The sequence below is a fragment of the Actinomadura rugatobispora genome, from assembly GCF_055379765.1.
In genome coordinates, this window is sequence record NZ_AP029191.1 from 2,304,188 (window position 1) to 2,325,453 (window position 21,266).

The 21,266-nt window shown below is 72.2% G+C and carries 20 protein-coding genes; 12 read left to right on the top strand and 8 right to left on the bottom strand.

The features are described 5' to 3' along the window. Positions 1-66: 66 nt before the first annotated feature. Both ACZ466_RS09680 and ACZ466_RS09685 read right to left on the bottom strand, forming a co-directional pair. Positions 67-1,449 carry an SAVMC3_10250 family protein gene (locus ACZ466_RS09680; RefSeq protein WP_378290809.1) on the bottom strand — a complete coding sequence of 461 codons (1,383 nt, stop codon included), beginning with the start codon at positions 1,447-1,449 and terminating at the stop codon, positions 67-69. Between the two features lie 34 nt (positions 1,450-1,483). Continuing rightward, positions 1,484-2,092, bottom strand: coding sequence for a recombinase family protein (locus tag ACZ466_RS09685; protein WP_378290811.1), 609 nt, complete (start codon positions 2,090-2,092; stop codon positions 1,484-1,486). Between the two features lie 431 nt (positions 2,093-2,523). On the opposite strand from ACZ466_RS09685, the gene ACZ466_RS09690 reads away from it, so the two are divergent. The 4 genes from ACZ466_RS09690 to ACZ466_RS09705 all read left to right on the top strand — a co-directional run bounded on the left by ACZ466_RS09690 (position 2,524) and on the right by ACZ466_RS09705 (position 6,635). After that, entirely contained in the window at positions 2,524-2,751 is a 228-nt protein-coding gene (locus tag ACZ466_RS09690; protein ID WP_378290813.1) for a hypothetical protein, read from the top strand. An 808-nt stretch (positions 2,752-3,559) separates the two neighbouring features. After that, positions 3,560-4,090, top strand: coding sequence for an AAA family ATPase (locus ACZ466_RS09695; protein ID WP_464043227.1), 531 nt, complete (start codon positions 3,560-3,562; stop codon positions 4,088-4,090). Next, positions 4,087-5,778 carry a hypothetical protein gene (locus ACZ466_RS09700; RefSeq protein ID WP_378290817.1) on the top strand — a complete coding sequence of 564 codons (1,692 nt, stop codon included), beginning with the start codon at positions 4,087-4,089 and terminating at the stop codon, positions 5,776-5,778. The genes ACZ466_RS09695 and ACZ466_RS09700 overlap by 4 nt, the downstream gene beginning before the upstream one ends. Next, on the top strand, positions 5,775-6,635 hold the full coding sequence (locus ACZ466_RS09705; RefSeq protein WP_378290819.1) for a hypothetical protein: 861 nt from the start codon (positions 5,775-5,777) through the stop codon (positions 6,633-6,635). The genes ACZ466_RS09700 and ACZ466_RS09705 overlap by 4 nt, the downstream gene beginning before the upstream one ends. A gap of 153 nt (positions 6,636-6,788) precedes the next feature. On the opposite strand, the gene ACZ466_RS09710 is transcribed toward ACZ466_RS09705, so the two are convergent. The 5 genes from ACZ466_RS09710 to ACZ466_RS09730 all read right to left on the bottom strand — a co-directional run bounded on the left by ACZ466_RS09710 (position 6,789) and on the right by ACZ466_RS09730 (position 12,188). Further along, complete coding sequence (locus ACZ466_RS09710) at positions 6,789-7,556, bottom strand: enoyl-CoA hydratase/isomerase family protein (protein WP_378290821.1); 768 nt, start codon at positions 7,554-7,556, stop codon at positions 6,789-6,791. Next, the gene (locus tag ACZ466_RS09715; protein ID WP_378290823.1) at positions 7,556-8,818 is read right to left on the bottom strand and encodes an acetyl-CoA hydrolase/transferase family protein; all 1,263 of its coding nucleotides are present in this window, start codon (positions 8,816-8,818) and stop codon (positions 7,556-7,558) included. Before ACZ466_RS09715 ends, ACZ466_RS09710 begins: the two co-directional genes overlap by 1 nt. Beyond that, positions 8,815-9,708 carry an HpcH/HpaI aldolase/citrate lyase family protein gene (locus tag ACZ466_RS09720; RefSeq protein ID WP_378290826.1) on the bottom strand — a complete coding sequence of 298 codons (894 nt, stop codon included), beginning with the start codon at positions 9,706-9,708 and terminating at the stop codon, positions 8,815-8,817. Before ACZ466_RS09720 ends, ACZ466_RS09715 begins: the two co-directional genes overlap by 4 nt. Before the next feature lie 42 nt (positions 9,709-9,750). Next, positions 9,751-10,917: an acyl-CoA dehydrogenase family protein gene (locus ACZ466_RS09725; RefSeq protein WP_378290828.1), complete on the bottom strand. Its 1,167-nt coding sequence runs from the start codon at positions 10,915-10,917 to the stop codon at positions 9,751-9,753. Between the two features lie 65 nt (positions 10,918-10,982). Continuing rightward, positions 10,983-12,188 carry a CaiB/BaiF CoA transferase family protein gene (locus ACZ466_RS09730; protein ID WP_378290830.1) on the bottom strand — a complete coding sequence of 402 codons (1,206 nt, stop codon included), beginning with the start codon at positions 12,186-12,188 and terminating at the stop codon, positions 10,983-10,985. An 81-nt stretch (positions 12,189-12,269) separates the two neighbouring features. On the opposite strand from ACZ466_RS09730, the gene ACZ466_RS09735 reads away from it, so the two are divergent. The 8 genes from ACZ466_RS09735 to ACZ466_RS09770 all read left to right on the top strand — a co-directional run bounded on the left by ACZ466_RS09735 (position 12,270) and on the right by ACZ466_RS09770 (position 20,808). Further along, on the top strand, positions 12,270-13,826 hold the full coding sequence (locus ACZ466_RS09735) for a class I adenylate-forming enzyme family protein (RefSeq protein WP_378290832.1): 1,557 nt from the start codon (positions 12,270-12,272) through the stop codon (positions 13,824-13,826). Between the two features lie 36 nt (positions 13,827-13,862). Beyond that, positions 13,863-14,666, top strand: a complete 804-nt coding sequence (locus tag ACZ466_RS09740; RefSeq protein WP_378290834.1) for a FadR/GntR family transcriptional regulator — start codon at positions 13,863-13,865, stop codon at positions 14,664-14,666. A gap of 141 nt (positions 14,667-14,807) precedes the next feature. Continuing rightward, complete coding sequence (locus ACZ466_RS09745) at positions 14,808-15,581, top strand: SDR family NAD(P)-dependent oxidoreductase (protein WP_378290836.1); 774 nt, start codon at positions 14,808-14,810, stop codon at positions 15,579-15,581. A gap of 186 nt (positions 15,582-15,767) precedes the next feature. Next, a complete protein-coding gene (locus tag ACZ466_RS09750; protein ID WP_378290838.1) occupies positions 15,768-17,267 on the top strand; it encodes an aldo/keto reductase in 1,500 nt (499 codons plus the stop codon). A 90-nt stretch (positions 17,268-17,357) separates the two neighbouring features. Further along, positions 17,358-18,311, top strand: coding sequence for an ABC transporter ATP-binding protein (locus ACZ466_RS09755; RefSeq protein WP_464043232.1), 954 nt, complete (start codon positions 17,358-17,360; stop codon positions 18,309-18,311). 12 nt (positions 18,312-18,323) lie between these two features. Then, positions 18,324-19,061 (top strand): ABC transporter permease, encoded by a 738-nt coding sequence (locus ACZ466_RS09760; protein ID WP_378290840.1) that lies wholly within the window; start codon positions 18,324-18,326, stop codon positions 19,059-19,061. A 660-nt stretch (positions 19,062-19,721) separates the two neighbouring features. Further along, positions 19,722-20,054 (top strand): hypothetical protein, encoded by a 333-nt coding sequence (locus tag ACZ466_RS09765; protein WP_464044012.1) that lies wholly within the window; start codon positions 19,722-19,724, stop codon positions 20,052-20,054. 106 nt (positions 20,055-20,160) lie between these two features. After that, positions 20,161-20,808, top strand: a complete 648-nt coding sequence (locus ACZ466_RS09770) for a response regulator (RefSeq protein WP_378290842.1) — start codon at positions 20,161-20,163, stop codon at positions 20,806-20,808. A gap of 135 nt (positions 20,809-20,943) precedes the next feature. Here the strand turns inward: ACZ466_RS09770 and ACZ466_RS09775 are convergent, their stop codons facing one another. Next, a complete protein-coding gene (locus ACZ466_RS09775) occupies positions 20,944-21,189 on the bottom strand; it encodes a hypothetical protein (protein WP_378290844.1) in 246 nt (81 codons plus the stop codon). Positions 21,190-21,266 lie beyond the last annotated feature (77 nt).

The following is a 21,266-nucleotide window of genomic DNA, read 5'->3' on the forward strand; positions in this document are numbered from 1 at the left end:
AGGTCACGCGGGTGTCCGACGAGGCCCGACAACGCACAGTAATAGGGATGGTCGCGCAGGAGCCGATCAATCGTCGTCGGGTGCGTACTCGACGTAGAGAGGAGTAGCGAGGATCGCACGTCCCCAGATTTCGACCTTGGGCGTGGCCAGGACCCGCGCGTGTCCCCTGAGCGTCACCGGGCCCGCCGCCCAGCCGGAATGTGGTTCGACCGATCTGGCGGTGGGAGCCAAGTACCGGAGCGCTTGCACGAGGTTGTGGTCGCTGGAGCGTCTGGAGCGCGGAGGGGTGAACTCGCTCTCTGCGGCCTCGTCAGGTAGACGGGCGAGGCGTGCCGCGTACGCACGCACGGCCTCCACGTAGTAGGCGCCCACCGTCTTGATGTGCGAATCCGGCGGCTGCCAGCGGTCCAGGACGTTCGCGGAGGAGCCGATCAGGACGAACGGTGTTCCTTGGGGTCGGGCGGCGAAGTACACGAGCCCAGTGACCACCACCACCTCGTCATAGCTCATCCCGGCGGGTGCTGCGTCACCGTAGAAGAATTCGTCCTCGAACTGGACCCAGTCGCCCGCATGCAGTCGCTCGTCCGTGAACCACCTGACCTTCCGCTGCTGTTCGATCATTTCGATGACCGGGTCAAGCATGGTGACGGACGACTGGGGGGCGTCCCCCCGGGCCCGCGCGGGGAACAGCCTCGCCCAAAAAGGCCGGGAAGCGGGGCCTTGGCTGAAGGCGGGCCCACCGTTGACTCCCGCCTCGAAGCCGGCCTTCTTCCATATCTGCTGCGGGACCTGCGGGCTCAAGACCCGCATCTTGTTCTCGGACAGGTACAAAAGATCGCGAAACGGTGTGACTTGCTCGACTGGGGGATGGGGATCGTCATGGCTGCTAATCCATGCGCTTGCTTCGGTGTTCTTCACCGAGACCTGGACTTGCCGATATGACGCTGGGCGGCTGGCCGGCGTGTGTCGAATGACGTCCTCGAAGATCCGTTGGGAGGCGATCACGGCGAGTGCGCCGGATGATTGCGCCAGTGCTTGTTTGAGGGGGGTGGCCTCCAGCAGCCGGAAGGTGAAGTTGATCGCCTCGCCGACCACGCCGTGGTCGTCGCGGTGGATCTCCCCGGCGTGCAGCGCCATCCGCAGCCGGATCCGCGCCCGTTCGTCATGGATGTCGTTGTGTTCGGCCAGCGCTGCGGCCATCTGGTGGAGGACATCAACGACGAGGAACTTCTTAGGCACCTCTGGGGGCACGAGGATCATCGCCCCGTCGCCACGGTCTTCGTGGTAGCAGTCCTGCCATAGCACCCCCGCGCGGTCGAACGCACGATCGAGGGCCTGGTAGAGGCCTCGGCGTACCGCGAGTTGGTGGGGGTTGGTGCGGTGCTGATCGGTGAACTTTTCCACGTCGACGCAGACGATCGCCTGGTGCACCGCGGGCGGCTCGTTCATTCTGCCGGCTCCTTCTCCCGTTCGCTGCGCCTGGTCACGTGGTGGCGTTGCTGATCGCCTGGGTTTCTGATGCCTTGGGCGCGCGGTTGAGGACCCGGTACACCGTCGCCCTCCCGACGACGAAGACCTCCATCAGCTCGGCGATGGTGTAGTCGCCCGTGCCGTGCATGCGCACCAGTTCGGCCTGCTGGCGCGGGGTGAGCTTGGGCTGGCGGCCCTTGAGGCGTCCGCGGGAGCGGGCGATGGCCATGCCCTCGCGGGTGCGCATCTTGAGCAGGTCGGCTTCGAACTCGGCGAACACCGCGAGCATGTTGAAGAACACCTTCGACATCGGGTCGGTGGGGTCGTAGACGTTGCCGCCCAGCGACAGCCGGACGCCGCGGCCGGCCAGGGTGTCGCCGATGTCGCGGGCGTCCGGCACCGAGCGGGCGAGCCGATCGAGTTTGGGGACGACCAGGGTGTCGCCGGCGCGTACAGCCGCCAGGGCCTGGTCGAGGCCGGGACGGGCGCGGTTGGTGCCGGTGAGTCCTTGGTCGAGGTAGATCCGTTCCCCGGGGACGCCGAGACCGGCGAGGATCTCGCGTTGGGCGGTGAGGTCTTGCAGGACGGTTGAGCATCTGGCGTAGCCGATGAGTTCTCCCACCCGCCGATCGTATCGTTTAGCCCCCCATCACCGGACACTTTCGCGGACCACCTATGTGAGCCGGAGTCGTCGCAGGTGGCGATCCGACTCGTTGCGTGATCGCGGTCGTCCGGTGAGCGTTCCCCTAACGGACAGCCCCTCGCCCAAGCCACGACCTCACCGTTGCGCACACGAGTACGGACAAAAAGTGACCGTAGTGCACACGACTACGGACAGCAGGAGGATCCGAAGTTCTCTGCAAACCAGTCCATAACCCCAGGACAACCGTGCAGATGAGTTCGGACATCGACACGCCGCGAGTGATCTTCAGATAACGAAGGTTATTTGAAGACGTCGCCCATGCCGGGTTTCGTGAAATCGGTGTGGTCGGGTGCGTTCTGTGATGGTCTGCGAGGCATCCCAGTGTGTTGGCTGGTATGGCGGAGGTCGGCGTGCCGTGGGTCAGTCCGGAGCAGCGTGAGACCACCACTGCGCGGCTGCGTCAGTTGCGCCAGGCGGGAGATCTGTCGTCGGCGCACGTGCGGCTGGCCGCCGCCGGGCTGGGGGTCAGCGAGCGGACGGTGTGGCGGTGGCTGGGCGCGGGCGGCGCAGAGCGCCCGGGGCGGCCGGGCCGGGCGCCGTACCGGCTGACCGGTACCGACCGGGAGGCCTACGCCTAGTTTCGCGGGAACGTCGCCGCGGTGCACCGGGCGCGGGCCGCCGTGGTTTCGGGATCGGCCCGCGCCGCGGGGGTGGCGGTGCCGGACTTCCTGCGCGCCGGGTGGGCGGACGCGCCGCCGGTGTCGCTGCGGACGTTGCAGGAGTGCTTCGCCCGGGAGCTGACCCCGGCCGAGCGCGCGGCCTGGCGCACCGGGGAGGAAGGGCGCCGGGCGGCCGGGGTCTATCTCACCCGCCCGGCCGGGCGGCGGAACCAGACATGGGAACTGGACCACAAGCAGCTGCCGATTCTGGTGCTGCCGCCGCGCGGGCCTGCGGTGTGCCCGTGGCTGACCACGGTCGTGGACGATGGGACACGGGCCTTGGTGGGCTGGGCGATCGCGTTGACGCCGCATGCCGGGACGGTGCTGACCGCGATCCGGATGGCGTTGGTGTACGACCCGGCGAGGGGCCCGTTCGGTGCGGTGCCGGCGGGGTTCCGGATCGACCGCGGGTTGGAGTTCGCCGCCCGCGCGGTGCGTGATGTGTTCGCCGCGTTGTGCGTGGCCCCGCACCGGTTGCCCGCTCATCAGCCGCACCGCAAGGGCAAGGTGGAGCGGCTGCACGAGACCATCGACTCCACGCTGCTGTGCGGGCTGCCCGGATTCACCGAAGGCCCGCGCGATGCCGCCGGGAGGCTGTACGGGCCGCTGGATGACCGGGCGCCGGCACGTGCACGCGCCGCCGAGGCCGAGGTGCGGCCGATGCGGATCGAGCGGTTCGCCGAGACGCGTCACCGCGGTGACGCTGGCGTTCCCGAGCCGCCCGAGCATGCGGCTGGTCGCCGACGAACTGCTCAAGGCGCTGACCGGAGCGGCGGCCCCGCGCAGCCGCAACCGCTTCTACCTGACCGCCGCGCTGGTGGAGGAGCTGTCGGGGCCGCAGCGGCTGGTCGTCATCGATGAGGCGCAACGCCTCAACGGCGATTGCATCGAGCTGCTGCGGCACCTGCACGACCATCCCGACACCCGCTTCGCGCTGCTGTATGTCGGCGGGGACGGCTGCTGGGAGGTGCTCTCGCGCGAGCCGATGCTGGCCTCCCGGGTGTTCCGCCGCCTGCCGTTCAAGAAGCTGCCCCGCGACCAGGTCCCCGCGCTGATGCGCACCTACCACGCCATCTACGCGCCCGCCGCCGACGAGCTGCTGCTGGAGGTCGACGACGGCTACGGCCACGGCACGCTGCGCAACTGGGCCGCCTTCACCCAGACCGCCGCGATGCTGTGCGCCGAGTCCGGCCGCGACCAGCTGGACGCCGACGTGGTCGCCAACGCCTACGCGCTGCTGGGCGGAGGGCTGAATTGAGCCCGCACCCGCACCCGCAACCGCGTCCCCGTTCCGGTGTCCGCCCCGATCCCGATGACCCCTGGAACCTGCGGCCGATCACCCCGCACACCGGGCCGCCGTCTCCGCCCGCCGACCGGCCGCCGCCGCACCTGATGGTGGTCGACAACGCCGGTGACGACGTCGCCGCCGCCCGGCATCTGGCCGCCCTGGGCCACCCACCACACGGGCGGGTGGTGGTGCGCCCCACCCCCGGCGCCGGCGATGTGGCCACGCTCGGCCTGGACCTGCTGGTGGCGATCGGGAAACACCCCCGCGCGGCCAAGAACGAACGCCGCACCGGCTTCAGCTGGGAGCTGGGCACCGCCTGGCTGGAGGGCACCGGCGCCCGCGACGTCATCATCGACCGGGCCCACCTGCTCGGCGCCGACCAGCTCACCCGGCTCGCCGCCACCGCCATCACCATCGGCGCGAACCTGTGGCTGCTGTGGTCGACGCCGACCAACCCCTTCCACGACCACGCCGTGGCCCGCGCCCGCGGCCTGTTCGACGACCGCACCCAGATGCTGGACCTGTGGGAGTTCCAGCGCCGGCTGCCGCCGCCCGCCCGGCCGCCGCTGGCGGCCGGGCACACCGACCAGCGCACCTGGCCGGCGCTGCCCGCCGCCGACTTCACCACCTTCCTGGCCGCCTGCCGCCGCCGCCTGCCGCGCGAGCAGTTCGCGACCGTCCAGGCGGTGTTCTACGACACCGCCGAGGCCACCGATGCCTGGTACGAGGCCGTCCTGGACGACCCCGCCGGCCCCCACCTGCACCTCACCCACGGGCTGACCGGCGCGCAGGTGACCGGCGCGGTCACCGGGTGGCTGCGCGACCACACCGTCGGCCCCGCCCCCACCCCGCACGCCGCGCTGATCCGGCTGCGCGCCGTCCAGGCCGCCCTGCTGGTGCGCGGGATCCTGCTGCGTTGGCAGCCCGACGCGCTCGGCCCCGACCCCGCCCGCCGCCTGCCCGGCGACCTCACCCCCACCATCGCCGCGCGGCTGCACACCATCGCCCGCACCGACGCGGCCGCCGCCACCGCGCTGGCCCTGCACCTCAACCACACCGCCTCCCGCCTGGGCGAGCTGACCCTCGCCGACATCGCACCCGACGGAGCCCAAGTCCGCGGCCCCGGGGTCGGCCGCCCTCCGGCCCGCCGCGTCCACCGCCTGCCCAGCATCTTCGACGCCGCCCGTCCACGCGCCGAAGACACCGCCTGGCGGGAGGTGGCCGGCCCCGAACCGATCCTGGTCCCCCGCCACGCCCGCACCCTGCTGACCGCTCACCTGGCCTACCGGCGCGGCCAGGACGCCACCGACGACGACCCGCTGTTCCCCCACCCCCAGCACCGCAACCCGGTCACGATGCTGCGCGAGACGATCCGCCGCACCTGCCGCACCCTGGGCCTGGACCCGCCGTGGATGCACCCCGGCAGCTGCGTCAACGGCCTGGACGTCGGCCAGATCCCCCGCACCGTGGGATGGCTGGTCGAACGCGGTCTGACCGTCACCGCCCTCGACCCCGACCTGGCCGCCGCGCTGACCCTGCAGCACCTGGACCTCACCGACAACCGGCCCCGCTGGATCACCCGCACTCCCCACGCCCGGGCGCTCCCGCCTGATGCGCCGACGCCGGGGCCGGCCTCCGACATCGACCAGTCCCCATGACCCAGCAGCCCGGCACGCCTCCGCCCGCCATGGACTTCACCGACCGGCTGCGCGCCAGCGGCCTGTCGCTGTGGGAACTGGGCGACCTGCTGGGCATCCACCCCCACTACCTCCGCGGCCAACAACCCGATCTGCACGAACGCTCGGTCACCGTGCTCATCGAGATCTGCCGACGCCTCGACGCCCATCCCACCGACCTGGTGCCCGCGCTGGAAGGCATCCTGCGCAACCAGCGCCGCACCGCACCCGCCAGCCGGGAACCCGACATCGACCAGGACGCCCGGACGGTGCTGACCGCGTTGACCGTCGCGGCCGTCCCGCTCACCCGCGACGCACTCGCCCAGGCGCTGGACTGGACACTCCACCGCGCCCAGCAGGCACTCGACCACGCCTTGAACCATCCCCAGCTCGCCGGGCCGCTCGCGCTGCGCCGGGTCCCGCCCGACGCCTACACCCTCACACCCCGCCTGGACGCGCTGACCACCGAGCAACACCACGCCCTGGCCGGCGCCACCCGCCACCACGCCACCCTCACCGAGCACGAGGCCACCGTCCTGCTCGCCGCGATCGGCGTCAACCGCTGGCCATACGAAACCAACTGGAACGCGCTCCGCACCGACCCGCGCTACCAAGCCACGATCGCCGCGCTGAAAGAGGCCGGGATCCTCTACAGCGACAGCGGCCCCCACCGCATCGGCGTGCACCCCGACGTGCTGTTCAGCCTGCGCTACGAAGACGACACCCGACTCGCCCGCCAACTCGGCGAGGACGTGCCGTTCAACCCCCACCGGGACCCGTGGCCCGGCGCCGTCGAGACCAACCCGGACGGCACCGTCACCGACGGCCCCGCGCACTGACAACCACTCCGCGCCGACCACTGACAACCAGTCCGCGTTCCCACTGACATTTAATCCGCGCTCAACACGAGGGTCAGCGGCAGACTCGGTGTAGGCGCTGCGGTCCGCGAGTGCTACCTGGGCATCACTGATGCCCAGGTAGCGCGCGATGGGTCAGGCGCCTTTCCACTGGGGCGGGCGCTTCTCGGCGAAGGCCCTCGGGCCTTCCTGGGCGTCCTCGCTGTTGTAGCAGAGCTCGGAGGCGTGCCTGGCCGCCTTGAGCGCCGCCGAACGGCCCATCTCCGTGGAGAGCATCACCGTCTCCCGCGCCGCCTGCACCGACAGCGGGGCGCCGTCGAGGATCTCCTTGGCCAGCGCGAGCGCGGCGTCCATCAGGTCCTCGGGCTCGGCGAGCCGGTTGACCAGGCCGATCTCGTACGCCCGCTGCGCGGTGATCGGCTTGCCGGTGAGCAGGATCTCCATCATGATCCGCTGCGGGATCATGTGGATCAGCGGCGAGGCCCACGGCGAGCTGCGGCCCACCTTGACCTCGGTCACCGCGAACCGCGCGGCGGTGCTCGCCACGCACAGGTCGCACGCCTGGGCGATCATCCAGCCGCCCGCGAACGCGACCCCGTTGACCGCCGCGATGGTGGGCTTGGACAGCTCGACCGTGTCGTAGGGCAGCGGGAACATGTCGCGGGGCGGGGTCTTCAGGCCGGTCTCGACCATCTCCTTGAGATCGCCGCCGGCGCAGAACGCCTTCTCCCCCGCGCCCGTGAGGATGGCCACGCGCAGCGCCGGGTCGCGCTCGAAGCGGTCCCAGGCGGCGTACAGGCCCTCCCGGATGTCCCGGGCCAGGCAGTTGCGGGTCTCCGGACGGTTCAGGGTGATGACGGCGATGCCGTCGTCCCGGGCGTCGAAGAGTACGGCGTCGCTCATCAGAACCCTCTCTGCTCGATGGTGTGGGCCTCGCGCTCCAGCGTCTCCCGGAAGTCGGGATGGGCGATGGCGACCAGCCGGCGGGCGCGCTCGGCGAGGGTCCGGCCCTTGAGCTCGGCCGCGCCGAACTCGGTGACGATCACGTCCACGTCGCTGCGCGCCGTGGTGACCGGCCCGGACAGGCCGGCGGTGATCCGGCTGACGGTGCCACCCTTGGCGGTGGCGGGCAGCGCGATGATGGCGTGCCCGCCCGGGGAGCGGGCGCCGGCGCGGACGAAGTCGACCTGGCCGCCGGTGCCGCCGAGGTAGGCCGCGCCGCTCTGCTCGGCGTTGACCTGGCCCGTGAGGTCGACCTCCACCGCCGAGTTGATGGTCACCAGCCGGTCCAGCCGGGCGAGCACGGCCGGATCGTGGGTGTAGGACGTGGCGCACATGCGGACCCGCGGGTTGCGGTGGGCGAAGTCGTACAGGCGCGCGGTGCCGATCAGGGCCCCGTTGATCGAGATCCCCTTGTCGATGCGCTTGCGGGCGTTGGTGATGACGCCCGCCTCGACCAGGTCGACCAGCCCGTCGCCGAGCATGCCCGAGTGCACGCCGAGGTCCTTGCGGTCGTGCAGCAGCCGGAGGATGGCGTCCGGGACGGCGCCGACCCCGGTCTGGATGACCGAGCCGTCCCCGATGTAGGCGGCGGCGTGCTTGGCGATGGCCTCGTCGGTCGGGCCGATCCGGGCCGGCGGCACCTCGACGGGCGGGCGCGAGACGTGCACGGCGTAGTCGATCTCGCTCCCGGACAGCAGCCCGCCGTGGGTGAAGGGGACCTGCTCGTTCACCTCGGCGACGACGACGCGCGCCTTGGCGACGGCGGCGTGCACGTAGTCGCTGATCAGGCCGCAGCTGTGGTCGCCGTTGGCGTCGGCCGGGCTGACCTGGACGAAGGCCACGTCGCACCCGATGAGCCCCTCCTCGATCATCGGGCCGACCTGGCTGACGTGGCAGGGGACCACGCTGAGCCGGTGCTCCTTGGCCAGCGCGCGCAGCGTGCCGATCGCGCCCATGCTGGACACGGTGAAGGCGTCCGCCGCCGCGGGGGTGAAGAGGCCGGAGAAGCTGGTGGCGATGAACGCGGACAGCCCGCCGATGGCGCCGCCCTGCTCGATCAGCGCCTCGACCAGCGTGGTGGGTTCGCCGCACGCCTGGCCCATGACGATGCGGTCGCCGGGGCGCAGGATCTTGGTGAGGTCCAGGTCGGAGATGACCTTCACGCGCGTCCTCCCGAGGCCAGCAGCGCCCGGGCGCGGGCCAGGTGCGGGCGGTCGAGCATGGCGCCCTTGTGCCCGATGGTCCCGGCGCCGGGGTTGGCGGCGAACAGGTCGACGATCTCCTGGGCGGCGGCCAGCTCCTCCTCGGTGGGGGTGAACGCCTCGTTGATGACGTCGACCTGGGCGGGGTGGATGGCGAGCATGCCGCGGTAGCCGTCCCGGCGCACCTTCTCGGCCCGCCTGCGCAGCCCGTCCAGGTCGCGGAAGTCGCCCTGGATGGTGTCGACGGCCTCCACCCCGGCGGCGGCCGCGCCCAGGAGGCACAGGCTGCGCGCCAGCTCGTAGGTGAAGCCGTAGCTTCCGTCGAGCTCGCGGTTCTCGCTGGCGCCGACGGCGTCGGCGAGGTCCTCCGCGCCCCAGGTCAGGGCGACCACCCGCGGGGCGCCCTTGTAGGTGCCGGTGGTGAACATGGCCTCGGCCGTCTCGGTCACCAGCACGATGACCTTCGTCGAGCCCTCCTCGATGCCGGCGGAGACCTCCAGCGCCGAGAGGTAGTGGTCGAGCCGCTCCACGTCCTCGCGGCCGCGCGCCTTGGGCAGCATGATGCCGCCGGGCCGCGCGGGGACCACCGCGGCGAGGTCGGCCAGGGTGTGGGGGCCGTCCAGGGGGTTGACCCGCACCCACAGCCGCGCCCGGTCCGCCACGGGACGGGACCCGAGGAAGGCCGAGATCATCTCGCGGGACCTGGGCTTCTCGTCTTCGGCCACCGCGTCCTCAAGGTCGAAGATGACGACGTCCGCCGGGCCGGCGGTGGCCTTTTCCATCTTCTTCTCGCTGTCGCCGGGGGCGAACAGCCAGGAACGCGCGCTGAAGGTCTCTCCGATGCCGGTCATCTTCTACTACTACTCCTCCGGGGGGCCGGTGCCGTTCCGCCGTCAGTACGACTTGGGCAGGTCGAGCACCTTCTCGGCCAGGAAGTTCAGGATCATGTGCGGGCTCACCGGCGCGGTGCGCGGGATGAGGATCTCCCGGAGATAGCGTTCCACGTGGTACTCCTGGGCGTACCCCATGCCCCCCAGGGTGAGCATCGCGGTGTGGCACGCCTCGAACCCGGCCTCGGCGGCGAGGTACTTGCCGGCGTTGGCCTCGACGCCGCAGTCCACGCCCTTGTCGAAGAGCGTGGCCGCCTTCATCACCATCAGGTTCGCGGCCTCCAGCTGCGCCCAGCACTTGGCCAGCGGGTGCTGGATGCCCTGGTTCATGCCGATGGGCCGGTCGAAGACGACGCGCTCCTTGGCGTACCGGGAGGCGCGCTTGATCGCGGCGCGGCCGAGCCCGATCGCCTCGGCGGCCAGCAGGATCCGCTCCGGGTTGAGACCGTGCAGGATGATCTTGAATCCGTCGCCCTCGGCCCCGATCCGGTCCTCCTCGGGGATCCACAGGTCGGAGATGAACAGCATGTTGGAGTCGACCGCGTGCCGCCCCATCTTCGCGATCTTGCGGACCTCGATCTTCGACCGGTCGAGATCGGTGAAGAACAGCGACAGCCCCTCGGTCTTGCGCTTCACCTGGTCCAGCGGGGTGGTGCGGGCGAGCAGCATCATCTTGTTCGCCACCTGGGCGACGGAGATCCAGATCTTCTCCCCGTTGACCAGGTAGCCGCCCTCGCGCCGCTCCGCCCGGGTCTTCAGCTTCGTGGTGTCGAGCCCGGTGTTGGGCTCGGTCACCGCGAAGCAGATGCGGTCCGTGCCGGCGAGCACCGGCGGGATCATGCGCCGCCGCTGCTCCTCGGTGCCGAACAGCGCCACCGGCTGCATGCTGAACACCGGGCCGTGGATGCTGGACGCGGCCGACATCCCGCCGCCCGACTCGGACACGGCCGTCATCATGATCGCCGCCTCGGTGATGCCGAGGCCCGCGCCGCCGACCTCCTCCGGCATGGCCACGCCGAGCCAGCCGGCCTCGGCCATCGCCTTGTGGAAGTCGAGCGGGAAGACGCCTTCGTGGTCGCGTTCGAGCCAGTAGTCGTCGTCGTACTGGGAGCAGAAGTCGAGCACCCCGTCCCGAATGGCCTGCTGGTCTTCTGTGAGGGAGAAATCCACGGTCCCGATCCTTGTGTGCGCGCTGACGTCTGGGGAGTTGTGGGGTCTGGGGGTTGCGCCGGCCGTCAGGGAACCTCGTCCGGCGGCCGTGCCTCGTGCCGGCCGGTGCCCTCCTCTCCGGCGGCGGTACGGAGTTCGTCCACGACCTCCTGGGTGTGGGCGCCCAGCCTGGGGGCGGGCCCGGCGACGCGGCCGGGAGTGCGGGAGAACCAGGCCGGCATGCCGGGGAACCGCACCGGGCCGTTCGGCGTGTCCACCGTCTCGAAGAACCCGGCCTCGTTCAGGTGCGGGTTGTCGAACAGCTCGTCGAGGGTGCGGACCGGCGCCGCGGGGATGTCGAGGGAGCGGAGCAGGACGAGCCACTCCTGCGTGGTGCGCTCCAGGAACGTCTCCCCGAGCAGGGCGTAGACGGTGTCGATCTGGCGCGCGCGCTGTTCGAGGGTGGCGAAGTGCTCCCCGGCCCACGGCGGCTTCACCGCGTTGACGAACGCGGTCCACTGCTTGTCGTTGTAGACGAGCGCGGAGATGTGGCCGTCCTTGGTGCGGTAGGGCTTGCGGTTGGGCGTGACCGCGCGGGGATAGGCGGCGGGGCCCAGGGGCGGGCTGAACATCGCGCCGTTGGCGTGCTCGACCAGCATGAAGGAGGCCATGGTCTCGAACATGCCGACCTCCACCTCCTGGCCCTCGCCGGTCCGCTCGCGGTGGAACAGGGCCATCATGGTCGCGTACAGGGCGGTCATCCCCGCGACCTTGTCGGCCATGATGGTGCCGACGTAGCCGGCCTCCCCGGTCAGCTGCCGCTGCGCGGACGGCAGGCCGCACTCGGCCTGGATCGTGTCGTCGTAGGCGGTGAGGTCGGCGTCCGGGCCGCGGCGGCCGTAGCCGTAGCAGTTGGTGTAGATGATCGAGGGGTTGACGGCGGCCACGTCCTCGTAGCCGAAGCCGAGCCTGGCGATCGCCTTGGCGCGCATCGAGTGGATGAACACGTCGCTGCCCGCGACGAGTTCGCGCAGCGTGCCGCGGCCCTCGTCGGTGCGCAGGTCGAGCATGGCGCTGCGCTTGCCGCGGTTCACGTTCACGAAGACGCCGGCCATCCCCGGTTCGGGGCCGACCGAGATGTAGCGGGTGTTGTCGCCGGCGGGCGGCTCGACCTTGATCACGTCCGCCCCCATGTCGGCCATGATCTGGGTGCAGTACGGTCCCATGACCATCGCGGTCAGATCGACGACGCGCACGCCCGCCAGCGGGCCCGGGTGCTTGGGCTCCGACATCACCGCCCCCTTCTCAGCGAAGACTCCAGACCTATCCTTGCAAGGATAGAATCCTTGCAAGGATAGTGATATCAAAGGGGCGTGAGCAGTCACGACGCCCGTCCCCCGCGAGCCCCGCAGACCTCGCCCGCCCGGAGCGCGACCGTCCCGGCCACGATCGCCGCGGTGCTGGACGGCGCGCTCGCCGCACGCCCCGGCGCCCCGGCGGTCGAGGCGGCCTCCGGCACGTGGTCGTACGCCGAGCTGGACGACCGGGCCCGCCGGGCCGCCGGCGCGCTGTGGTCGCTCGGCGTGCGCCCCGGCGACCGCGTCGCGGCCTGCCTGCCCAACGACCTCGACATCATCGCGGCCTTCCACGGCGCGCAGCGGATCGGCGCGATCTGGGCGGGCATCGGCGAGGCGCTCGCCGCGGCCGAGCAGGAGGACCTGTACGGCATCTGCGAGCCCTCGGTGGTGCTGGCCGGACCGCGCTGCCGGCTGACCTCGAAGGACTGCGTCGACCCCGACCGCTGGGCCGACCTCCTCGGACGCGGCGAGACCGCCCCCGCCGTCGACCTGGACGCCGCCGCGCCCGCCGGGATCGCCTTCACCAGCGGCACCTCCGGACGGCCCAAGGCGGTCGTGCACAGCCAGCGCAACCTGCTCCTGCCGGGCGCGGCCCTCGTCGCCACCCGCGGCTTCGGCCCGGAGCTGCGCAAGGGCGACAGCTTCCCGCTGACGGTCCTCAACCTCATGGTCCTGTCCACCCTGCTCACCGCGCAGGCGGGCGGATGCGCGGTCATCATGGACCGGCGCGACGTCGAGGGCGTCGCGGAATGGATCTCCACGCGGCGCGTCACGGCATGGAACGGCGCGCCCGCCCAGGTCCACGACCTCGCCGCGCGCCCGCACCTCGACCTCAGCTCCCTCCAGGAGGTGTGGAGCGGCGCCAGCGACACTCCCGACGAGCTGCGGCGGGCGTTCGCCGAGGCGCACGGGATCGTCCCCCGCGCCACCTACGGCCTGACCGAGGCGCCGACCGTCGTGTCGATCGACCCGGTGGGCGAGGAGTGGCGTCCGAGGTCGAGCGGGCGGGTGATGCCGCAGTACGACGTCGCCGCCTACGACGACGAGGGCCGCCGGCTCCCGCCCGGCACCCTCGGCGAGCTGCGGCTGGACGGGGCCGCCGGCGGCCCGTGGGCGGGCGCCTGGACCCCGCTGCTCGGCTACTGGGAGGACGGCCGCGTCCGCCCGGCCGAACCCGGCCCGGTCCCCACCGGCGACGTCGGCACGGTCGACGCCGACGGCTGGCTGACGGTGCTGGACCGCAAGAAGCTGGTCATCATCCGCGGCGGGGCCAACATCTACCCGCTGGAGGTGGAGCGGGTCATCGCCACGCACCCCGACGTCGTCCGGGTCGCCGTGTGCCCCGTCCCGGACGAGCGGCTCGGGCAGCGGGTCGCGGCGCTGGTCGAGAGCGCCGGCCCCCCGCTCGACCTCGACGAGCTCACCGAGCTGTGCCGGCGCGAGCTCGCGTCGTACAAGGTCCCGGAGATCTGGACCCAGGTCGACGCCCTGCCGGTGAACGCCATGGGCAAGGTCCCGCGCGCCGGACTGTCCGACCTCGTCGATCCCCGTCCCCGGCCCGGAACGGTCTGAGGGGCGGGGCGGCCTGACGCTGCTAACCTTATAAGCATGGAACTTGCAGGGGGCGAGCACTCCAAGATCGGGCAGCTGCGCATGGCGGAGCTGGTCGCCTCCGCGCTGCGCGACCGGATCCTCGCGGGCGGCATCACCGACGGCTCGACCCTCCCCAAACAGGACGAGCTGGTCGCGGAGTTCGGCGTCAGCTACCCCTCGGTGCGGGAGGCCCTGCGCATCCTCGAGACCGAGGGCTTCATCACCGTGCGGCGCGGCAACCGCGGCGGCGCCACGGTGCACGCCCCCGACATCGGCACCGCCGGCTACGCCGTCGGGCTGACGCTCCAGGCGATGCAGGTCCGGGTCCCCGACCTCGGCGCCGCCCTGGCCACCCTCGAACCGCTGTCCGCGGCGCACAGCGCGCAGCGTCCCGACCGCGCGGAGACCGTCGTGCCGAGGCTGGAGGAGCTGCTCGCCGAGGGCGAGCGCCACCTCGGCGACGGCGCCGAGTTCACCCGCGCCTCGCGCGACTTCCACGACACCCTCGTCGCGTTCGAGCCCAACGCCACGCTGCGGGTCGTCGTGATGAGCCTCACCTCGCTCTGGTCGGTCCAGGAGGAGGCGTGGGCGGACGCGCAGATGTCGCAGGGCGTCTACCCCTCCCGCGCCGACCGCACCGTCGCGCACCGCGCGCACGAGCGCCTCGTCGCCGGCATCGCCAAGGGCGACCCCGACGAGGCCCGCCGGATCGCCGAGGAGCATCTCACCGCGACCCAGCGCTGGGTGTGCCGCTCGTTCCGGGACCGGGTGATCGACGCCGCGTCCACCCGGAGCCGGATGCGGTTCCGGCACGGCTGAGCCGGCGCCTTCCAAAATTTCAATCATTGTAAGGATGGCAAGGACAGGGCTACGATGGCCCGGGACCGGCCCGCGGACGTCCGCGCGGCCGCCGGCGCGCCATCCGGCCGCGCCGCGTCCCGCTGCCGAAGGGAGACGCACGTGGCACCCGACCGCGCCGCCGCACGGATGTTCGACCTCGACGGACGGGTCGCGATCGTGACCGGCGCCTCCTCGGGCCTCGGCGCCGCCGTGGCCCGGACGCTCGCCTCGGCCGGCGCCCGCGTCGCCGTCGTGGCCCGCCGCAAGGACAGGCTGGACGGCCTCGCCGCCGAGATCGACGGCCTCGCCGTCGCCTGCGACCTGTCCGACCTCGACCTGGTCGGCTCCGTCGTCCCGGCCGTGGCCGACGGGCTGGGCCCGCCGGAGATCCTGGTCAACGCCGCGGGCAGCATGTTCACCGAGGAGCGCGCCGAGTCCGAGCCGCTGGACGCCCTGCGCCGGACCATCGACCTCAACCTGCTGGCCCCGTTCCGGCTCGCCCAGGACGCCTTCCCCCACATGCGGGAGATCGGCCGGGGCTCGGTCGTCAACATCTCCTCGATCAGCGGCCGGGTCGGCCTCCCCGGGATCCCCCAGGCGTCCTACGCGGCGAGCAAGGCCGGCCTGTCCGGGCTCACCGCCGAGCTCGCGGTGCAGTGGGCGCGGCACATGATCCGGGTGAACACGGTGGCCCCCGGCTTCTTCCGCAGCGAGATCACCGCCCCGCTCTACGAGAGCGAGCGCGCCGCCGAGTACCTGCGCCGCAACACCCCGCTGCCGATGGAGGGGAGCGCGGACGACATCGTCGGCGCCGTCCTGTGGCTCGCCTCCGACGCCGGGCGCTACGTCACCGGGCAGACGGTCGTCGTGGACGGCGGCTGGACCGCACGCTGACCGCACGCCCTCGCCCCGCCTTCCGATCCGTTCCGACCACCCCATGATGTGAAGAACCGTACGATCCCGTCTAGTTTGGATGACAGCCGGGGTCCCGCCAACGGGCCGGAAAGCACGTCCGCGCAGGTCAGCCCAGGTATCGGCCACCACCTTGAGGCCAATTGGACGGCCCCGTACATTTAGCGCGTGGACTCCAGTGCGAACGGCGAGCGTTCCCGGGCCGGGCGGCCGACGTCGTCGCAGGCGGCCCGGCTGGCCGACCGGCTCCGGCGGGCCGCCGTCAACACCTTCCTGGAGCACGGCTACGACGGCACCACCATGGAGGCCGTGGCCCAGGCCGCGGGCATCACCAAGAGCACGCTGTACGCCCGCTACCCCGACAAGCGGACGCTGTTCATGGCCGTGAGCTCGTGGGCCCTGACCCGCCAGGAGCGGCACGACCGGGTGCCGGAACCGCTGCCGGGCGACCTCGCGGCCGCCCTGACCGTGATCGCCCGGTCGATCGTGGCGCGCTCGGTCGACCCCGACATCGTGCGGCTGAGCCGGATGGCGATCGCCGAGTCGGAACGCTTCCCCGAGTTCGCGGCCAACACCCAGGCCGTCACCTGGTCGCCGCGGATCCGGGTGATCATGGAGCTGATCCGCCGGCACGAGCGGGCGGGGACCGTGGCGGTCCGGGACGTCGAGATGGCGGCCGAGCAGTTCTTCGCCATGGTCGGCGCGATGCCGTCGTGGCTGGCGGCCCATGGCGTGCACCGGACGCCCGAGGTCGAGGAACAGCACATCGGGCACGCCGTGGAGCTGTTCCTCAACGGCCTGCTCGTCCGGGGCTCCCGCGCCCCGGCCCCGGCGCCCGTCCCGTCCGGGCGGACGGAGGTCCGGCCGCTGGGCCGCGGCGGCCCGCTCGTCTCCCGGCTCGCGCTGGGCACAGCGGCGTTCGGCACGCGGGACTGCGACGAGCGGACCGCGGCCAGGCTCGTCCACCGCTACCTCGACGCCGGAGGGAACGTCATCGACACCTCTGGCCGCGTGCCGGAGGAGATCTGCGGCCGAGTACTCGGGCAGAGGCGCTCAGAGGTCGTCCTGGCCACGCGCCCGGCGGACGAGCATGCCGGCAACGGCCGCCGCCGCATCATCGCGGCATGCGAGGCGAGCCTGCGCCGCCTCCAGACCGACCACATCGACCTCTACCAACTCGGCTCCGACGACCCGGCCACCCCGCTGGAGGAGACGATCGACGCGCTGGACGGCCTCGTGCGCGCGGGCAAGGTCCTCTACATAGGGGTGGCGGACTTCCCGGCGTACCGCCTCATGAAGGCGCTGTCGGTCAGCGACCGGCAGGAGAAGGCGCGGTTCGTCTCGCTGCGGAGCCGGTACGACCTCAAGGCGCGGACCCTGGAGCGCGAGCATCTCCCCCTCCTGGAAGAGGAGGGGGTGGGCCTCATCACCGACGGCCCGCCCGCCATCGACGACGCGCCCGTGCGGGAGGCGGCGGCGGCGCTCGGCTGCACCACCGCGCGGCTGTCACTCGCCTGGCAGCTGACCCGGCCGCCCGTCACCGCCACGATCATCGACGCCCGCACGATCGCCGACCTGGAGGACGCCCTCGCGGCGCCGAACCTCCAGATCCCCACCGACATCGAGGCCGCCCTCGACCGGTTCCCCTCGCATCCCCCGTTCGGATGATGCCCCGGCCGTCCGGGGGACGGTCCGGATCATCCCATCGGTGAACCGGCGGGGCGATCCCGCCCGCCCCGCTCGACGGCATCGTCGGTGGTGCCGGCGGCGAGACCGCCGGCACCACCGACGAGGGGACGGGCCGATGCCGGTCATCGAAGTGACCAACCTGCGCAAGCTCTACCGCGACAAGGTCGCCGTGGAGGACGTGTCGTTCACGGTCGAGAAGGGAGAGATCTTCGGCATTCTCGGCCCAACGGGGCGGGGAAGACCACCACCGTCGAATGCGTCACCGGCCTGCGCGACCCGGACGGCGGGACGGTCCGGGTCCTCGGCCTGGACCCGTCCCGCGACGGGCGCCGCCTGCACGGCGAGGTGGGCGTCCAGCTGCAGGAGAGCGAGCTGCCAGAACGGCTGACGGTGCGCGAGTCGCTGGAACTGTACGCCTCGTTCTACCGCGCCCCGGCCGACCCGGACCGGCTGATGCGGCAGTGGGGGCTCGAAGGCAAGCGCGACACCCCCTTCGCCAAGCTGTCCGGCGGCCAGAAGCAGCGGCTGTTCATCGCCCTGGCCCTGGTCGGCGACCCCGAGATCGCCGTCCTGGACGAGCTCACCACCGGGCTCGATCCGCAGGCCCGCCGGGGAGCCTGGCGGATGATCGAGGAGATCCGCGACGGCGGCGTCACGGTCATCCTGCTCACGCACTTCATGGAGGAGGCCGAGCGGCTGTGCGACCGCGTCGCGGTCTTCTGCGACGGCAGGGTGGCCGCCCTGGACGGCCCCCGGGAGCTGGTGGCGCGGGCCGAAGGCGGGCGGCGCGTTCTGTTCCGCACCGCCGAGCCCATCCCGGACGGGTTGCTGTCCGACCTGCCCGAGGTCATGGAAGTGCGCCGTTCGGGCGACCGGGTCTCCGTCACCGGAGGCGAGCACGTCGTCCAGGAGGTCGCGGTGGCGCTGGCACGGCACCGGATCCGGCCCCGCGACCTGTCGGTGGAGCGGCCCACGCTCGAGGACGCCTTCGTCGCCCTGACCGGCCGCACGTTCGAGAGCTGAGGAGAGACGGCGATGCGCGCCCTGCGCCACATGACCCTGACCGAGTTCAAGCTGTTCCTGCGGGCCCCCGAATCGGTGTTCTTCGTGCCCGGCCTGCCGCTGCTGCTGGTGGTGGTGTTCGGGGTCATCCTCGACCCCGGCGGGGCGCCCGACCGGCTGCGCGACTCGCTGCTGGCCTACTTCCCCGCCATGGTGATGGTGCTGACGCTGGCCATCCTGACGATCCTGATCATGCCGTCCACCCTGGCGGGCTACCGCGAGAAGGGGATCCTGCGGCGGCTGGCCACCACCCCGGCCGGGCCCGGGCTGGTCCTGGTCGCGCAGACGCTGATCAGCGCCGCGATGGCGGTGGCCACGCTGCTGCTGATCACCGTGACCGGCACGCTGGTGTTCGGCTGGTCGGCGCCGGGCGACCTCGCCGGGGTCGCGGTGGCGTTCGTCCTGGGCGTCGCGGCGCTGCTGGCGCTGGGCCTGTTCATCGCCTCGATCTCCGTCACCGGCGGCATGGCCACGGGGATCGGCCTGTTCGCGTTCTTCCCGAGCCTGTTCCTGAGCGGGGTCGCCATGCCCGCCGAGTCGCTGCCGCCGGGGCTGGCCAGGGTCGGGGAGTACACCCCGCTCGGGGCGGCCATGCGCGGGCTGCGCGACTCGCGGAGCGGCTCGTTCCCCGAGACGTCCCACCTGCTGGTGCTGGCGGTCTTCGCGTTGGTGTTCGGCGCGGCCGCCGTCAAACTGTTCCGGTGGGAGTGACACAGGAGCGCGCGCGGGACCGGTGGCTGTTCTTCGCGCTCGGCGCCGCCGGTCTGGCCGTCTCCACCGTGTTCCACCTGGCCGGTGGCGCGGGCGCCGCGACGGGGACGGCCGCCGCGCCGGCGCCGGCCGTCCTCGCGCTGGCCGTCCTCGCCCTGGCGTGGCTGGCGCTTCCGGTGCGCCCGGCCGGCGACCGGCGGTGGCCCGCGGTGGCCTTCTTCGCCGGGCTGCTGGCCATCGCCACCGTGCTGGTGCTCGTCAGCCCCGCCTTCTTCGGCTTCTCGTGGATCGGCTACCTCTACGCCTTCACCCTGTTCGGGTCGCCCTGGATTCTGCCGGGCGTCACGGCGAACGCGCTCGCCCAGTACACGACCCTGCTGGCGGTGGGCGTGCCGAGCGAGGTGATGGTCTACCTCCTGCCCCTCGGCGCCTTCGCGCCGGTGGCGGTGGCCGGCTGGATCACCGCGGTCGAGCAGCGGCGGGCCCGGCGGGCCAAACGCCGGGCTCGCCGAGGCCAACCGCCGCCTGGAGGACGCGCTGGCCGAGAACGCGGGCCTGCAGGAACTGCTGGTCGCCCAGGCACGGGAGGCGGGGCGCCTGGACGAGCGGCGGCGGCTGGCCCGCGACATCCACGACACCCTGGCCCAGGGCCTGACCGGGATCGTCACCCACGTCCGCGCGGCCGGGCGCGCGGCCGGCGACCCGCGACGGCTCGGCTTCCACCTGGACCGGGTCGAGTCACTGGCGACCGACAGCCTGAACGAGGCCCGCCGCTCCGTGCAGGCCCTGCGTCCCGGGCCGCTGACCGGCTCCCGGCTCCCGAGTTGTCTTCGTCGCCCTTGGCGTCGGGCGCAGAACGCCCTCCTTCGGCGGGCAACGGCGCGATCGCTGCATCGCTCCGACTCGCCTGGCGGCTCGCTGCGCGATCGGTTTCTCGCAGGCTCGAAACCGGCTTCGCACGCGATCGCAGCGGTTGCGGTCCCAGAGGGCTGAGGCAGCGGCTGGACGAGGTCGGGGGCACCCTGGTCGTGGAGAGCGCGGCGGGCGAGGGCACCGCCGTCAGCGTGTCCGTTCCGGAACCGGCCGCGGAGGACGGTCCTTGACCGCCGCCGGGGACGCGATCCGGCTGCTCATCGTGGACGACCATCCGATCGTGCGCGAGGGCCTGCGCGCCGCGTTCGGCCACGAGCCGGGCTTCGCCGTCGTCGGGGAGGCGGGCGACGGCGCCGAGGCCCTCGTCCAGGTCGCCCGGCTCGGGCCCGACGTGGTGCTGATGGACCTGCGCATGCCGGGCATGGACGGCGTCACCGCCATCCGGCGGCTGGTGAGGTCGGGGACGCCTCCGGCGATCCTGGTGCTCACCACCTACGACGCCGACGGCGACGTGGTGCCCGCGATCGAGGCGGGCGCGGCCGGTTACCTCCTCAAGGACGCGCCCACCGCCGAACTGCTCGACGCCGTGCGCACCGTCCACCGCGGCGGGTCGGTCCTGTCGCCCGCGCTGGTGGCCCGCCTGATGCGGGCCGCCCGCAAACCGGCGCAAGGGCCGCTCACCAGGCGGGAGCTGCAGGTGCTCAAGCTGGTCGCGGACGGTGCGAGCAACCGGGAGGCGGCGGCCGCGCTGTTCATCAGCGAGGCCAGCATCAAGACGCACCTGGCGCACATCTACAACAAGCTGGGCGTCCGGGACCGCGCCGCGGCGGTCGGCGAGGCCTACCGCCGCGACCTGTTCTCCACCGACCGGTAGCGGCTCACGGGTCTCAGACGCCGGCCTCGATCGGGTGGGCGTCGGTGTAACGAACAGACGGCTCGGGGCCGCGCCCCTCGACGACGCGGGGCGCGGCGTCCAGGCTGACGCCGGCACGCCGGCCGGAACGCCGGGTCAGAAGCCGATGTCGGTGACCTCGTCCGGCACGTTGTTGCACTTCTCGGGTGCGGCCATCACGTTGACGCTGCACGTGCTGCCGAACACGTTCGCGGTCACCGGGACGGCGATGCCCTGGACGTCGTCGCGGTTCTCCACCTCCTCGGGGGCGGCGTTGGCGGCGGCCGTGCCGACCGTCAGGAACAGGCCGGCGGCCGATGCCGCGACGAGCGTCGCGAAGCGGGCGAACGTGGTGGAGAGCATGGGGGGCTCCGATCCGTCGATGCGAGACCAAGACTTGGACAACATACAGTAATTGTTCGATCTCGCAGGGTGATTAT

Excerpts from the sequence above, each read along its gene's own strand:
- ACZ466_RS09680 (WP_378290809.1), bottom strand. The coding sequence starts at position 1,449 with ATGAACGAGCCGCCCGCGGTGCACCAGGCGATCGTCTGCGTCGACGTG.
- ACZ466_RS09695 (WP_464043227.1), top strand. The coding sequence starts at position 3,560 with ATGCGGCTGGTCGCCGACGAACTGCTCAAGGCGCTGACCGGAGCGGCG.
- ACZ466_RS09705 (WP_378290819.1), top strand. The coding sequence starts at position 5,775 with ATGACCCAGCAGCCCGGCACGCCTCCGCCCGCCATGGACTTCACCGAC.
- ACZ466_RS09710 (WP_378290821.1), bottom strand. The coding sequence starts at position 7,556 with ATGAGCGACGCCGTACTCTTCGACGCCCGGGACGACGGCATCGCCGTC.
- ACZ466_RS09720 (WP_378290826.1), bottom strand. The coding sequence starts at position 9,708 with ATGACCGGCATCGGAGAGACCTTCAGCGCGCGTTCCTGGCTGTTCGCC.
- ACZ466_RS09730 (WP_378290830.1), bottom strand. The coding sequence starts at position 12,188 with ATGTCGGAGCCCAAGCACCCGGGCCCGCTGGCGGGCGTGCGCGTCGTC.
- ACZ466_RS09740 (WP_378290834.1), top strand. The coding sequence starts at position 13,863 with ATGGAACTTGCAGGGGGCGAGCACTCCAAGATCGGGCAGCTGCGCATG.
- ACZ466_RS09760 (WP_378290840.1), top strand. The coding sequence starts at position 18,324 with ATGCGCGCCCTGCGCCACATGACCCTGACCGAGTTCAAGCTGTTCCTG.
- ACZ466_RS09775 (WP_378290844.1), bottom strand. The coding sequence starts at position 21,189 with ATGCTCTCCACCACGTTCGCCCGCTTCGCGACGCTCGTCGCGGCATCG.